The organism is Bradyrhizobium sp., from assembly GCF_036009065.1.
Lineage (GTDB): Bacteria > Pseudomonadota > Alphaproteobacteria > Rhizobiales > Xanthobacteraceae > Bradyrhizobium.
On the sequence record NZ_DASYMN010000198.1, the window covers coordinates 36,970 to 51,126 of the forward strand.

Annotated in this window: 11 protein-coding genes and 2 pseudogenes; 11 read left to right on the forward strand and 2 right to left on the reverse strand. The window is 62.7% G+C overall.

The features are described 5' to 3' along the window. Window positions 1-113 precede the first annotated feature (113 nt). Entirely contained in the window at window positions 114-1,559 is a 1,446-nt protein-coding gene (boxB, locus tag VGP39_RS12060; RefSeq protein ID WP_327568337.1) for a benzoyl-CoA 2,3-epoxidase subunit BoxB, read from the forward strand. Window positions 1,560-1,682: 123 nt separating this feature from the next. Next, window positions 1,683-2,876, forward strand: coding sequence for a benzoyl-CoA 2,3-epoxidase subunit BoxA (gene boxA, locus VGP39_RS12065; protein ID WP_327568338.1), 1,194 nt, complete (start codon window positions 1,683-1,685; stop codon window positions 2,874-2,876). A 310-nt stretch (window positions 2,877-3,186) separates the two neighbouring features. Here the strand turns inward: boxA and VGP39_RS12070 are convergent, their stop codons facing one another. Together VGP39_RS12070 and VGP39_RS12075 are read right to left on the reverse strand one after the other, a co-directional pair. After that, on the reverse strand, window positions 3,187-3,993 hold the full coding sequence (locus VGP39_RS12070) for an SDR family oxidoreductase (RefSeq protein WP_327568339.1): 807 nt from the start codon (window positions 3,991-3,993) through the stop codon (window positions 3,187-3,189). Window positions 3,994-4,401: 408 nt separating this feature from the next. After that, complete coding sequence (locus tag VGP39_RS12075) at window positions 4,402-5,460, reverse strand: polysaccharide deacetylase family protein (RefSeq protein ID WP_327568340.1); 1,059 nt, start codon at window positions 5,458-5,460, stop codon at window positions 4,402-4,404. A gap of 165 nt (window positions 5,461-5,625) precedes the next feature. On the opposite strand from VGP39_RS12075, the gene VGP39_RS12080 reads away from it, so the two are divergent. The 9 genes and pseudogenes from VGP39_RS12080 to VGP39_RS12120 form a co-directional block, all read left to right on the forward strand. Next, window positions 5,626-7,020: an OmpA family protein gene (locus VGP39_RS12080; RefSeq protein ID WP_327568341.1), complete on the forward strand. Its 1,395-nt coding sequence runs from the start codon at window positions 5,626-5,628 to the stop codon at window positions 7,018-7,020. Window positions 7,021-7,025: 5 nt separating this feature from the next. Continuing rightward, entirely contained in the window at window positions 7,026-7,322 is a 297-nt protein-coding gene (locus VGP39_RS12085) for a hypothetical protein (RefSeq protein ID WP_327568342.1), read from the forward strand. A gap of 240 nt (window positions 7,323-7,562) precedes the next feature. Beyond that, window positions 7,563-8,617: pseudogene (locus VGP39_RS12090) on the forward strand (lysylphosphatidylglycerol synthase domain-containing protein). A 29-nt stretch (window positions 8,618-8,646) separates the two neighbouring features. Further along, a complete protein-coding gene (locus VGP39_RS12095) occupies window positions 8,647-9,939 on the forward strand; it encodes an ATP-binding protein (protein ID WP_327568344.1) in 1,293 nt (430 codons plus the stop codon). A 136-nt stretch (window positions 9,940-10,075) separates the two neighbouring features. Beyond that, complete coding sequence (gene pstS / locus VGP39_RS12100) at window positions 10,076-11,086, forward strand: phosphate ABC transporter substrate-binding protein PstS (protein WP_327568345.1); 1,011 nt, start codon at window positions 10,076-10,078, stop codon at window positions 11,084-11,086. A gap of 178 nt (window positions 11,087-11,264) precedes the next feature. Continuing rightward, a complete protein-coding gene (gene pstC, locus VGP39_RS12105) occupies window positions 11,265-12,263 on the forward strand; it encodes a phosphate ABC transporter permease subunit PstC (RefSeq protein WP_327568346.1) in 999 nt (332 codons plus the stop codon). Window positions 12,264-12,324: 61 nt separating this feature from the next. Beyond that, window positions 12,325-13,170, forward strand: coding sequence for a phosphate ABC transporter permease PstA (gene pstA / locus VGP39_RS12110; RefSeq protein ID WP_327568347.1), 846 nt, complete (start codon window positions 12,325-12,327; stop codon window positions 13,168-13,170). Continuing rightward, window positions 13,167-13,991, forward strand: coding sequence for a phosphate ABC transporter ATP-binding protein PstB (gene pstB, locus VGP39_RS12115; RefSeq protein ID WP_327568348.1), 825 nt, complete (start codon window positions 13,167-13,169; stop codon window positions 13,989-13,991). The genes pstA and pstB overlap by 4 nt, the downstream gene beginning before the upstream one ends. Before the next feature lie 10 nt (window positions 13,992-14,001). Beyond that, window positions 14,002-14,157, forward strand: a pseudogene (locus tag VGP39_RS12120) (phosphate transport system regulatory protein PhoU); the annotation flags it as partial.

The following is a 14,157-nucleotide window of genomic DNA, read 5'->3' on the forward strand; positions in this document are numbered from 1 at the left end:
GGCCGGGCTTGTCCCGGCCATCCACGTCTTGCGGCGCTCGCAGAAAAGAAGACGTGGATGCCCGGGACAAGCCCGGGCACGACGGTAAATAAACTGCCGAGCAGGAGCCCACCATGAACCTCATGAATGTCGATTACACCACCAAGATTCCCAACAATGTGAATCTCACCGAGGATCGGCAGGTGCTAAAGGCGCTGGAGGGCTGGCACCCCGGCTATCTCGACTGGTGGAACGACATGGGCCCGGAAGGTTTTCAGGATTCGCTGGTCTATCTGCGCACCGCGGTCAGCGTCGATCCCAAGGGCTGGGCGAAGTTCGATTACGTCCGCATGCCGGAATATCGCTGGGGCATCCTGCTCGCGCCGCAGGATACTGAGCGCAAGGTCAATTTCGGCCAACATATAGGCGAGCCGGCGTGGCAGGAGATCCCCGGCGAATACCGCGCCATGCTGCGGCGTCTGGTGGTGATCCAGGGCGACACCGAGCCTGCTTCCGTCGAGCAGCAGCGCCATCTCGGCAAGACCGCGCCCTCGCTCTACGACCTGCGCAATTTATTCCAGGTCAATGTCGAGGAAGGCCGCCATCTCTGGGCGATGGTGTATCTGTTGCAGAAATATTTCGGCCGCGACGGCCGCGAGGAGGCCGACGATCTGTTGCGCCGCCGCTCCGGCGATGCCGATAGCCCACGCATGCTGGGCGCGTTCAACGAGGCGACGCCGGACTGGCTGTCGTTCTTCATGTTCACCTTCTTCACCGACCGCGACGGCAAGATGCAGCTCGAGAGCCTCGCGCAATCCGGCTTCGATCCCTTGTCGCGCACCTGCCGCTTCATGCTCACGGAAGAGGCGCATCATATGTTCGTCGGCGAAACCGGCGTCGGGCGCATCCTGCAGCGCACCTGCGAGGCGATGAAATCAGCCGGGATCGACGATCCCAATGCGGTCGAGAAGGTGAGGGCGCTCGGCGTCATTGATCTTCCGACCATGCAGAAGAAGATGAACCTGCATTACTCGCTGTCGCTCGACCTGTTCGGTTCCGAGGTGTCCACCAACGCCGCGAATTTCTACAATTCCGGTCTGAAAGGCCGCTTCCAGGAAACCAAGATCGACGACGATCATCGCCTGACTAGCGACATCTATCAGGTCCTGAAACTGGTCGATGGCGAGATAAAACTGGTGGACGAGCCGGCGCTGACCGCGCTGAACATGCGGCTGCGCGACGACTACACGCAGGATTGTGCCAAGGGCGTCGAGCGCTGGAACAAGATCATCGAAAAAGCCGGCGTCAATTTCCGCTTCGAACTGCCGCACACCGCCTTCCATCGCCAGATCGGCGAGTTCCGCGATGTCAACGCCACGCCGAAGGGCATCATCCTCTCCGACGCCGAATGGACGAAGGTGAAGGGCGATTACCTGCCGTCGGCCGATGACGGCGATTTTGTCTCGTCGCTGATGGTAGCGGTGAGCGAGCCCGGCAAATTCGCCAACTGGATCTCGCCGCCGAAAGTCGGCATCGACAACAAGCCCGGCGAATTCGAATATGTGAAGATCGCGGCGTAGAAAAGTTTTCGTCATGGCCGGGCTTGACCCGGCCATCCATCTTCTTCGCAAGAAGCGTTTTTTGAAGAGGATGGATCACCGGGTCAAGCCCGGTGATGACGGCGTTGGCGACTGAGTGAGCCCATGAACGCACCTTTAAAAAAACAGCACCTGATCGATCCCGAAATCTGCATCAGGTGCAACACCTGCGAGGAGACCTGCCCGATCGACGCGGTGACCCACGACGACAACAACTACGTGGTCAACGCGGAAATCTGCAACTACTGCATGGACTGCATCGCGCCGTGCCCGACCGGCGCCATCGACAATTGGCGCATTGTCGTAAAACCCTATTCGCTGGAGCAGCAGTTTTCCTGGAGCGATCTGCCGGCGCAGCAGGAAGTCGGCAGCGGCGAGTCCAGCGAGGCGGTCGAGGCGCTGGAAGATGAAATCGGCGCGCTGCTCGAGGAGGCGCGCAAGGGTCTCGGCGGCAAGGCGGTGGCGCCGCATTCCGCTTCCAAGCCGACGGTCAATCTCTACAATCGCGGCAAGCCCGCGAAGGCGACGGTGGCCGGCAATTTCCGCCTGACCCATGCCGATGCGGATTCCGACGTGCGCCACATCATCCTGGATTTCGGCGACCAGCCGTTCCCGGTGCTGGAAGGCCAGAGCATCGGCATCGTCACGCCGGGCTTAACCGCCGACGGCACGCCGCACCTGGTGCGGCTCTATTCCGTCGCCAGCGCCCGCGATGGCGAGAAACCGAACGCCAACAATCTGTCGCTCACCGTGAAGCGCGAGCCCGATGGCGTCTGCTCGAATTACCTGTGCGATCTGCCGCGCGGCGCCAAACTCGACGTTACCGGCCCGTTCGGCGCGACCTTCCTGCATCCGAACGATCCGGCGTCGAATATCATCATGATCTGCACCGGCACCGGCTCGGCGCCGTTCCGCGCCTTCACCGAACGCCGCCGCCGCGCCATGTCGGATGCGCCGGGGCGTTTGCTGCTGTTCTTCGGCGCGCGCCGTCCCGAAGAGCTGCCATATTTCGGTCCGCTGCAGAAAGTGCCGGAGAAACTGCTGACGAAGCACTTCTGCTACTCACGGGTGCCGGGCCAGCCGCGGGTCTATGTGCAGGACCGGATTCGCACCGAAGCCTCTGTTGTCGCCGCGCTGCTCAACGACGCGCATACGCATGTCTATATCTGCGGTCTCAAGGGCATGGAAAGCGGCGTCGACGAAGCCTTTGCGGACGTCTGCCGCGGCGCCTCGATAGAATGGGCGGCGCTGAAAACCGCGATGCGCGAAGGCGGGCGCTATCATGTGGAGACGTATTAAGGGTGACCAGAGCATAATGGCTTTATGTCGAATCGCCGTGACATTCAGGTTTACCTCTCACCGCAGGGGAGAGGTCGGATCGCATCGTCAGATGCGATCCGGGTGAGGGGCTTGTCCGCAAGTACGAACGTGCGGAGAGTCCCCTCACCCGAAGCCTGCGCTGCGCTCCGGCTTCGAGCTCTCCCCTGCGGGGAGAGGTGACGCGCGCTCCAACCTAAATTCATCGTGCTTAGTTGCCCGTACCTGGCTCAACCGGCTTTGACTGTCGTCATTCGTGATGCGCCTCGTGGCGCAGACCCGAAATGACGGATCAATCCCACGCCTCGCCCTTGATGCCGGGATTGGCGTAGACGATGCCGCCATCGACGGCGATGGTGGCGCCGACCACATAGTCGCCTGCGCGCGAAGCGAGATAGATTGCAGCGCCCGCCATGTCCTCGTCGGTGCCGATCCGGCCAGATGGAACGCGGCTCGCCACTTCGTCGGCGTTGTCGCGCGCCGCCTTGTTCATGTCGGACTTGAACGGACCCGGCGCGATCGCGCTGACCACGATGTGGTCGCGGATCAGCCTCACCGCCATCCGGCGCGTCAGATGGATCAGTCCGGCTTTGCTGGCAGCGTAGGAATAGGTCTCCATCGGATTGACGAAGATGCCGTCGATCGACGCGATGTTGATGACCTTGCCCGGCTTTTCCGCGGAAGCCGCTGCGCGGAGCGGCGCGGCCAGCGCCTTGGTCAGAAAGAACGGCGTCTTCGCATTCAAATTCATCACCTTGTCCCAGCCGCTCTCGGGGAATTCGTCGAACTCCGCGCCCCATGCGGCGCCGGCGTTGTTGACCAGAATATCGAGCTTCGGCGCGCGCTTCTTGATCTCGGTTGCGAGCGTGTCGATGCCGGCCATGGTCGAAATGTCGATCGGCAGCGCGATGCATTCGCCGGCGTATTCCGCGGTCAGTTGCTGGGCGGTGGCCTCGCACGGCCCGGCCTTGCGCGCGGTGATGTAAACCCTCGCCGCACCCTGAGCGAGAAACCCGGCGGCGATCATCTTGCCGATGCCGCGCGAGCCGCCGGTAACGAGCGCCGTGCGGCCCTGCAGCGAAAACAGATCCTTGAACATGGTGCCTCCCCTTGGATTTGCCGACGGTTTTGGGCGCGACAGATGGACGAGTCAAGGAAGCCCCTGCGTCGTCCCCGCGAACGCCCTAAGGCATGCACACATCGTTACAGCACATTTCCGAGCCACACATTCAACCGTCATCCTGAGGAGCCGCGCGCTTGCGCGGCGTCTCGAAGGATGGCCGCGGGCACTTGTGGCCATCCTTCGAGGCTCGCCGAAGACGGCGAGCACCTCAGGATGACGGCAGTGTTGGTCTTTTCGTCAGCAAAAAAGATGTGTGCATGCCCTAGCGCGAACGCCGGGACCCATAACCCCTGGCCCTCAAGCGGACTCGTCGCACTGTCCGCACACTTCTTCGAAGTCGGTGATTATGGGTCCCGGCGTTCGCCGGGACGACGATGTGCGCAATCACGCCGCGTCGATGCGGCGAAATCCGTTCCACATCGCGGTCGCTGCGCCCGAAGTCAGCACCGGCAATATGCGCGGGTGCTGGTAATTGCCGTTCAGCGAGACCCGCGGCAGCGCGGTGAGATGCCCGGCGCTTTCGGGAAAGATCATTCCGGGCCGCGTCGTCACCGCGGTCTTGAATCCGGCAGCCCGCGCCAGCGCGAATTCGCGCCTCGCCGCCGCGATCCTGTCGCCATAGGGATAGGCGAGATGCACCACAGGGCGCTGCAGCGCGGCTTCGATCCGCGCGCGGCTGACCGCCATCTCATGGGCGGCGACCGCCTCCGCCTGCTTGGCAAGATTGCAATGGGTAATCGTGTGGGCGCCGATCGTGACCAGGGAATCGTCCGCGAACGGCGTCAATTCGTCCCACGACAGACAAAGGTCGCGGCAGATGGCGGTTTCATCGACGCCGTGGCGCGCGCACAGCGCGCTGACCTCGCGGCGGATATCGTGTTCGCCCGGCAGCGCCCGCATCCAGTCGTGCAGCCGGTCGAACGCCGCCTGCTTGGCGTCCAGCGTGCCGGCATCGAGGCGAACGGCGACGCCGCCGATTTCCGCCTCGATGGTCTGCGCCTTGGCGACCACCATCTCCAGCGCGATCCACCACAGCCGGCCGGTACCTTGCGCGAAGTCGCTGGCGACATAGACGGCGAAGGGTGCGGCAAACTCACGCATCACCGGCAGCGCGAAATCGCGGTTGTCGCGATAGCCGTCGTCGAACGTGAAACAGGCAAAGCGGCGGGAAAAGTCGCGTTGGATCAGCCGCTGATGCATCTCGTCGACCGTGACGATGTCGACGCCACGCGCCCGCAGGTGGACGAGCATCGCGCGCAGAAACTCCGGCGTGATTTCGAGATGATGATTGGGTTGAAACGCGGTGTTACGACGCGGACGGACGTGATGCAGCATGAAAATGCCGCCCACGCCTGCGAAAATCGGTCGCAGCAGATAATGCGCGCCGCTGAAATACAGCGCTTCGAGCCCGGTGCGGATGACGCTGTTGCGGAACTGTTTCATTATCATCGTCGGCCGGTGGGAGTGATTCCAAAGCTAGTCGAAAACCGCTGAAGAAACAGTTAGCCAGACGGCTAACGCGCGATCGGTCCGTTCCGTGTTATTTCCAGTTTGACAGCCTCGCAAGGGTTTGTTTTCTCTGGTTCCAGATCCCCCGCAGGATGGCGAATGCACGGACTTTTCAGGTGGAGCAGCAAATGGTGGCCGGGCGTAATTCCGCTTGTCATCCTTTGGGCATTCGCGGCCTGGACCAGCACTACTCCGCTGGAGTCCGATTTGGCTCTGCGCGCTAACGTCGCACTGAAGGATACCGTCCTCGACAAGACGAAAGTCGCGGTGGCCGGCCGCGACGTCACGTTCTCGGCCGATGCGTTCTCCGAAGATGGACGACGCAGCGCGGTGGCTTCGGTGGAAGCGGTCCCCGGCGTGCGGCTGGTCAACGACGAAAGCCGCCTCGTCCCTGAAGCGAAGCCCTTCGTCTGGTCCGCCGAACGCGATGTCGTGCGGGTGACGCTCGGCGGCAGCACACCGTTGCCGGCCATCAAGAGCAGGCTGCTGGACGCCGCTCGCGCCTCGCTCAGCGGCGTCGAGGTGGCCGATCGCATGGGCCTTGCGCGCGGGGCGCCCGCGCGTTTCGACGCCGCCGCGTTATTGCTGATCGACCAGATCGGCAAACTCAAGGACGGCAAGATCACGATCTCGGATGCGCAGGTCGGCCTTTCCGGCATGGCGCGCGACCTCGGCGGACGCGAAGCCATCGCCGCAGCGCTGAAAAATCTTCCCGAAGGGTTTTCGGTCGCCGCCAATGAGATCAAGGCGCCGCCTTACATCTTTCAAGCCTACAAGGATCCGGTGGCGCAGACGCTGACGCTTACCGGCTACGTGCCAGACAACGCGGTTCACGCCGCGCTTGTGGCCGCTGCGGGCCGCAAGTTCTTCAGCGAAAAGATCGTCGATAATCTCAAGGCCAGCGTCGGCGCGCCTGCAAGTTTTGCCAATGTGGTGATATCAGCGCTCGGCGCGTTGGCGCGGCTATCGACGGGGACGCTTGTCGTGTCCGACCGCGAGGTGAAGCTTTCGGGCGATGCGCTGTATGAGGCTTCCGCTGGTCAGATCCGTGGCGGCCTTACCAAAGACCTGCCGCGGAATTGGCAGGCCAAGCCGGAAATTTCGGTCAAGCCGGCCGCGGCGCCGGTCGATGCCACCGTCTGCCAGCAGTTGTTTTCGAATCTGCTCGGCAAAGGAAAAATCCGGTTTGAATCGGCTCGCGCTACCATCGATCCGGATTCGGCCGGGTTGCTCGACCGGCTGATCGAGACCGCGTTGCGGTGCCCGAGCGCAAATATCGAAATCGGAGGCCATACCGACACCGATGGCGATGACGAGTTCAACAGGTCGCTGTCCGAAAAACGCGCGCAGGCGGTCGCCGATTATCTGGTCAAGGCCGGGCTGCCGGCGGATCGATTCAAGGCGATCGGCTATGGCAGCCTGCAACCGGTTGCCGGCAACGATACCGACGAGGGCAAGGCGCAGAACCGCCGCATCGAATTCGTGGTGCGGTAACGGCGATGACATATCTCGCGACATTTCACTGGGGCTGGCTGCTGGTATCGCTACTGCTGGGCTTTTGCATGGGCTGGATCGCGGTAGTTCATCGCGGTCCAGGCGTATCGACGCTCACCGCGCGCTGGCTCGCGGGACTGGCGGTCATTGTCGTCGCGGTGGCGCTCGCGCGCGCGGTCCCCGGCCGCCCCGGCTACTGGCTCGACCTCGGTCTTGTGATGTTTTCGATCTATCTGGTTGGCTGCGCGGTGGGGTCGTGGTTGCGCGACCGGGTCGTTTCGCGTCACGCCTCCGCCGGTTGAGATGGCCGGATCGGTGCGGCCGGGACGCGGCTCCGCGCCGGAACCCCTGCCGCCGCCGCAATTTCAGCAAAACTGTGCACCGGCACGTCGAATCCCGCGTAATATATTGAAGGAGCGCGTTTTATTCCCTCCAACCGAATTCCACTCCGCCTCAAAACGCGCTACGACGGCTTGGCCGGGAGCGCTGGTTCGACCGTTCCCGCCAAGGGGATCGCCGTTCGATCGCAGTTCGAGGTCTAGATGCTGGAAGCAATACGCAGGGCGGTCTCGTTTCTGCGCCAGAAGCAAATCCTGCATAAGCTAGGTGTTGCGGTCAGCGTCACGGTCATCGCGATCGCCTGCTATGTCCTCTATCACATGCTGCGCGGCATCGACGTCGACGACGTCATCGAAGCCATCAGGGCGACCGAAGCGCGCCAGATCGTGCTGGCGGCAGTTTTCGTCGCCGCAGGCTATTTCACGCTGACGTTTTATGATCTGTTCGCGGTCCGCGCCATCGGCCGCCCCGATATTCCCTACCGGGTCACCGCGCTCGCCGCCTTCACCAGCTACTCGATCGGCCACAATGTCGGCGCCAGCGTCTTTACCGGTGGCGCGGTGCGCTATCGGATCTATTCGGCATGGGGATTGAACGCGATCGACGTCGCCAAGATATGCTTTCTGGCCGGCCTGACGTTTTGGCTCGGCAACGCCGCGGTGCTGGGGCTGGGCATTTGCTATCACCCGGAAGCGGCGGCCAACATCGACCAGCTGCCGCCCTGGCTCAATCGCGTGGTCGCGATCGGCATCATCATTGGCCTGGTGGCCTATGTGGCCTTCGTCTGGTCGAAACCAAGAATTGTCGGTCGCGGACCATGGACGGTGGTATTGCCCGGCGGTCCGCTGACCCTGCTGCAAATTGCCATCGGCATCGTCGATCTCGGCTTTTGCGCGCTGGCGATGTATGTGCTGGTGCCGGACGAGCCGAACCTCGGCTTCGTCGTGGTCGCGGTGATCTTCGTCTCGGCGACGCTGCTCGGCTTCGCCAGCCATTCGCCCGGCGGCCTCGGCGTGTTCGATGCCGCGATGCTGGTCGGCCTGTGGCAGATGGACAAGGAAGAGCTGCTGGCCGGGATGCTGCTGTTCCGCCTGCTCTATTATATTGCGCCATTCGTCATATCTGTAATCTTGCTGACGCTTCGGGAGCTTATTCTCGGCGCGCGGCTGAAACGCCGCAGCAGCTGAAGCCGGCGCCTGAAACCGCCCCCGGGCGTCAGGGCCCTTATCTGCGGGAGCACGGCGATTCGGGCGCCTGACGAACCCGAACGAGGAGACAGCCGGCCCGATGGCAATAGCGTCCCCTTCAATGTTCTCGCCCTGGCCGGACCGGCTGCGGCATTCGGCCATTATCCTGCTGGCGGCCGGGCTTGCGCTGGCCGCGCTGGTGTTTTCCGGCGAGGTCTCGCTGGCGCGTGCCGTCGCGGTTTTCATCTGTATCGCGGCCGCAGCCCTGGTGCCATGGCGATTGCACAATGTCGTTGCGTCGCGCGAGGAAGCGCTCGGCGTCAACCCGGTTGAAGCCGCGGCCGTCAGCGCCATCGTCGCCGGCATGCCCGATCCCGCGGTGCTGCTTGACCGCGCCGGCCGCGTGATTCACATGAACGCCACCGCATCGCAATTGGCGCCGGCGCTGCGCAAGAACGAGCTCGCCCAGTTCGCGCTGCGCTCGCCGGACATCATCACCGCGCTGCGCGAATCCATCGCGACCGCCGAGCCGCGGCGCGCGACATATCTTGATCACGTTCCAGTCGATCGTTGGATGGAATTGATCGTCACGCCGGTCCTGGTTCCGACCACGTTCGGCGGGTCCGACTACTGCATGCTGATGACATTCCATGACCAGACGCCGCTGCGTCGGGTCGAGGAAATGCGCGCTGATTTCGTCGCCAATGCCAGCCACGAACTGCGTACGCCGCTGGCGGCATTATCCGGCTTCATCGATACGCTGCAGGGGCCGGCCAAGGACGACGCCAAGGCGCGCGAGCGGTTTCTCGGCATCATGCACGCGCAGGCGACGCGGATGGCGCGGCTGATCGACGATCTCTTGTCGTTATCCCGTGTGGAACTCAGCGCCCACGTCCGTCCGGACACGCTGGTCGACATCGTGCCGATCATCCGTCAGGTCGCCGACGGGCTGGAGCCGCTGGCGGGCGAACGTCAGGTCGGAATCGAGACCGATTTGCCGGCAACGCCGGTAGTGATCGCCGGCGACCGCGAGGAACTGCTGCGGCTGTTCGAAAACCTGATCGAAAACGCGCTGAAATATGGCGCCTCCGGCGGCAAGGTCATCGTCTCGCTGCTGTCGGCGGCATCGCCGGATGGCGCGCCTGAAATTCGCGTCGTGGTGCGCGATTTCGGCCCCGGAATCGCACCCGAACATCTGCCGCGGCTGACGGAACGGTTTTACCGGGTCGATGTCGGCGACAGCCGCGCGCAGGGCGGCACGGGCCTTGGTTTGTCGCTGGTTAAACATATTGTTAACCGGCATCGCGGCCGTCTTTTGATCGAAAGCGTGTTGAAAAACGGCGCCGCCTTCACCGCCTGTTTTCCCCAGGTCAAGACCCCGGCCGGCGGATAAAGCCAAGCGTTTTCATAAGCTTGGCGCCGTCATCCAGCTGTCATTGAACCGTCGTAAAAGCAGCATCGACCGGCCCTAGACGGGCGTGAGCGCACTCGGGCGCATCCGGCGCTTCGCTCACCAGATGGAGCCACCCATGAATTTCCTGAAAATTATCGTCGCTGCCGGCCTGGTCGCCTTATCGACGCAGGCATTCGCCGCCGACATCACCGGGGCGGGCGCGACGTTCCCCTTTCCGATCTATTCGAAATGGGCTGATGCCTACAAGAAGGAGACCGGCAACGGTCTGAACTATCAGTCGATCGGCTCCGGCGCCGGCATCAAGCAGATCCAGGCCAAGACCGTGACGTTCGGCGCCACCGACGCGCCGCTGAAGGCTGAGCAGCTTGAAAAGGACGGCCTGGTGCAGTGGCCGATGGTGATGGGCGCGATCGTGCCGGTGGTGAATCTCGAAGGCATCAAGCCGGGCGAACTCGTGCTGTCGGGCGAATTGCTCGGCGACATCTATCTCGGCAAGATCAAGAAGTGGGACGATGCCGCGATCGCCAAGCTCAATCCAAAGCTGAAGCTGCCGACCGACGCCATCACCGTGGTGCGCCGCTCGGATGGTTCGGGAACGACGTTCAATTTCACCGACTATCTGTCGAAGTCGAATGCCGAATGGAAGACCAAGGTCGGCATGGGCACGGCGGTTGAATGGCCGGCCGGCGTCGGCGCCAAGGGCAATGAAGGCGTCGCCGGCAATATCGGCCAGACCAAGAATTCGATCGGATATGTGGAATACGCCTATGCCAAGCAAAACAGGCTGACCTATGCCGCCATGATCAACAAGGCCGGCAAGACCGTGCAGCCGACCATCCAGGCGTTCCAGGCCGCGGCGTCCAATGCCGACTGGGCGAAGGCCCCCGGCTATTACGTGGTCCTCACCGACCAGCCGGGCGAGGCCTCGTGGCCGATCACGGCGGCGACCTTTATCCTGATGCACAAGGAGCCGACCGACAAGGCGGCGTCCGCCGAAGCCGTCAAGTTCTTCAAATGGGCGTTCGAGAAGGGCGACAAGATGGCGGAAGATCTCGACTACATTCCGATGCCTGACGCAGTGGTCAAGCTGATCGAGAAGACCTGGTCGGCCGATATCAAGAGCTGAGTGTCTTGTCCCGGACGCGGTGCGGCGTTCTTCACGCTGCTCCGCAGAGCTGGGACCCCGGTTAAGCAAGCTGGGCCCCCGGCTCTGCGGCACACCGCTTCGCAAGAGCTGCGCGCTGCGCCGCGTCCGGGGGCACGACACGCGTCAATAAAAGTAATAAGTAAGACAGGGGACCAGCGTGGCAGATATGGCGGTTCAGAGCTCGTCGATGGAAGCTGCCGGACCGTATGATCGCGCAAGAGCGTTGAGCGCGTTCAAATTCGGCGACGCGGCGTTCTACTGGACCACGCGGGCCTGCGCGATTTCGGTGCTGCTGATTCTCGGCGGCATCATTCTCTCTTTGATCGTGGGCGCATGGCCGGCGATCAGGGAGTACGGGTTTTCGTTCCTGTTCACATCGCGCTGGGCGCCGTCGGCCGATCCGCCCGTGCTCGGCGCGCTCGGACCTCTCTACGGAACCATGGTGACGTCGGTCATCGCCATGATGATCGCCATTCCGGTGGGTCTCGGCATTGCGATCTTTCTCACCGAGATCTGTCCGATATGGCTGCGCCGGCCGATCGGTCTTGCGGTGGAACTGCTCGCGGGAATTCCCTCGATCATCTACGGCATGTGGGGCTTCTTCGTGCTCGGGCCGTTCATGGCCGATACTTTCCAGCCGTTCATGATCAGGCTGTTCGATGGCTGGCCGATACTTGGCACTATTTTCGCAGGGCCCCCGTCCTACCTCAGCCTGTTCAATGCCGCCCTGATCCTGGCGATCATGGTGCTGCCGTTCATTACCGCGATTTCGGTCGACGTATTCAATACCGTGCCTCCGGTGCTGAAGGAAGCCGCTTACGGCGTCGGCTGCACCACCTGGGAAGTGGTCCGTAACGTCGTCATTCCCTATACCCGCGTCGGCGTGATCGGCGGCATCATGCTGGCGCTCGGCCGCGCGCTCGGCGAAACCATGGCGGTGACCTTCATCATTGGCAACTCGTTCCGCATCTCGTCTTCGGTTTTCGCGCCGGGGACCACGATTTCGGCGGCGATCGCATCCGAATTCGCGGAAAGCGATGGGCTGCATCAATCCGGCCTGATCCTGCTCGGCCTGTTGCTGTTCGTCCTGACCTTCCTGGTGTTGGCGGCCGCGCGTCTGATGCTGATGCGCCTGGAAAAGAAGGCGGGGAATTAGGCATGATCCGGAAAAGTGGACACCGGTTTTCCGAAAAGATCATGCCTCTTAAGGTAAAGCCATGAATCCGATTTATGCATCCCGCCGCCGCAACGACCTCATCGTGCGGGGACTGTGTGTCGCGGCTGCTGCGTTCGGCGTGACCTGGCTCGCCTTGATCTTGTTCACGCTGTTCTACAATGGCCTCGCAGGGCTCAGCCTACAGGTGTTCACCCAGAACACGCCGCCGCCGGGATCGACCGACGGCGGATTGCTCAACGCCATCGTCGGCTCGATCATCATGACATTGATCGGCGTCGGCATCGGCGCGCCGCTCGGTCTGTTCGCGGGCACTTACCTTGCCGAATACGGCAAGTACGACAGGCTCACCGAGGTGATCCGGTTCATCAACGGCATTCTGCTGAGCGCGCCGTCCATCATTATCGGGTTGTTCGTCTATGGCGCCGTCGTGGTGCCGATGGGCGGCTTCTCGGCGTTCGCCGGCGCACTGGCTTTGGCGGTCATCGTTATTCCCGTCGTGGTGCGAACGACGGAAGACATGTTGGCGCTGGTGCCCAATCCGTTGCGCGAGGCGGCGTCCGCGCTGGGCCTGCCGCGCTCGCTGGTGATCAAGCGCATCGCTTACCGCGCCGCCCGCGCCGGTCTCATCACCGGCGTTCTGCTGGCGACGGCGCGCGTCGCCGGCGAAACCGCGCCGCTGCTGTTCACGGCGCTCAGCAACCAGTTCTTCAGCCTCGACCTGACCAAGACCATGGCCAACCTGCCCGTCACCATCAACAACTTCGTGCAAAGCCCCTACGTCTACTGGAAGCAGCTTGCCTGGAGCGGGGCATTGATCATTACACTTACCGTGCTTGCCCTGAACATTGGCGCGCGCATTCTCGGCGCCGAGAGGACAATGAAATGAACAATCTGTCTGTATCCGTCAGCGTTCCCAACGCACCGCATCCGTCGACGGATGGCGAGCCCGACGCGCGGGCCAAGATCACCGTGCGCGACCTGAACTTCTATTACGGCGAACACCACGCGCTGAAGAACGTCAACCTCACGCTCGGCACCAACCGCGTCACCGCTTTCATCGGGCCGTCCGGCTGCGGAAAATCGACGCTGCTGCGCATCTTCAATCGCATGTACGACCTTTATCCCGGCCAGCGCGCCACTGGCCAGGTCATGCTCGATTCCACCAACGTGCTCGATCCCAAGCTCGACCTCAATCTGCTGCGCGCGCGGGTGGGCATGGTGTTCCAGAAGCCGACGCCGTTTCCGATGACGATCTATGAGAACATCGCCTTCGGCATCCGGCTCTATGAAAAGATTTCCCAGTCCGAGATGGACGGCCGGGTCGAGAAGGCGCTGCGCGGCGGCGCACTCTGGAACGAGGTCAAGGACAAGCTCAATGCCTCCGGCCTCAGCCTGTCCGGCGGCCAGCAGCAGCGATTGTGCATCGCCCGCACCGTCGCGGTGCGGCCCGAAGTGATCCTGTTCGACGAGCCGTGCTCGGCGCTCGATCCGATTTCGACCGCCAAGATCGAGGAACTGATCCAGGAACTGGCGGAGGACTACACCATCGCCATCGTCACCCACAACATGCAGCAGGCCGCGCGCGTCTCGGACAAGACCGCCTTCATGTATCTCGGCGAGCTGATCGAGTTCGACGACACCAACAAGATCTTTACGTCGCCGCGCGACCGCCGCACCCAGGACTACATCACCGGCCGGTTCGGTTGAGGAGAAAACAATGGCTTCAGAACATACCGCAAAAGCGTTCGACAGCGATCTGCAGGAACTGACCCGGCTGGTCGCGGAGATGGGCGGCATGGTCGAACGCATGATCGTCGAATCCGTCGATGCGCTGGTGCGCCGCGACGTGGCGCTCGGCCAGCGCGTCGTCGCC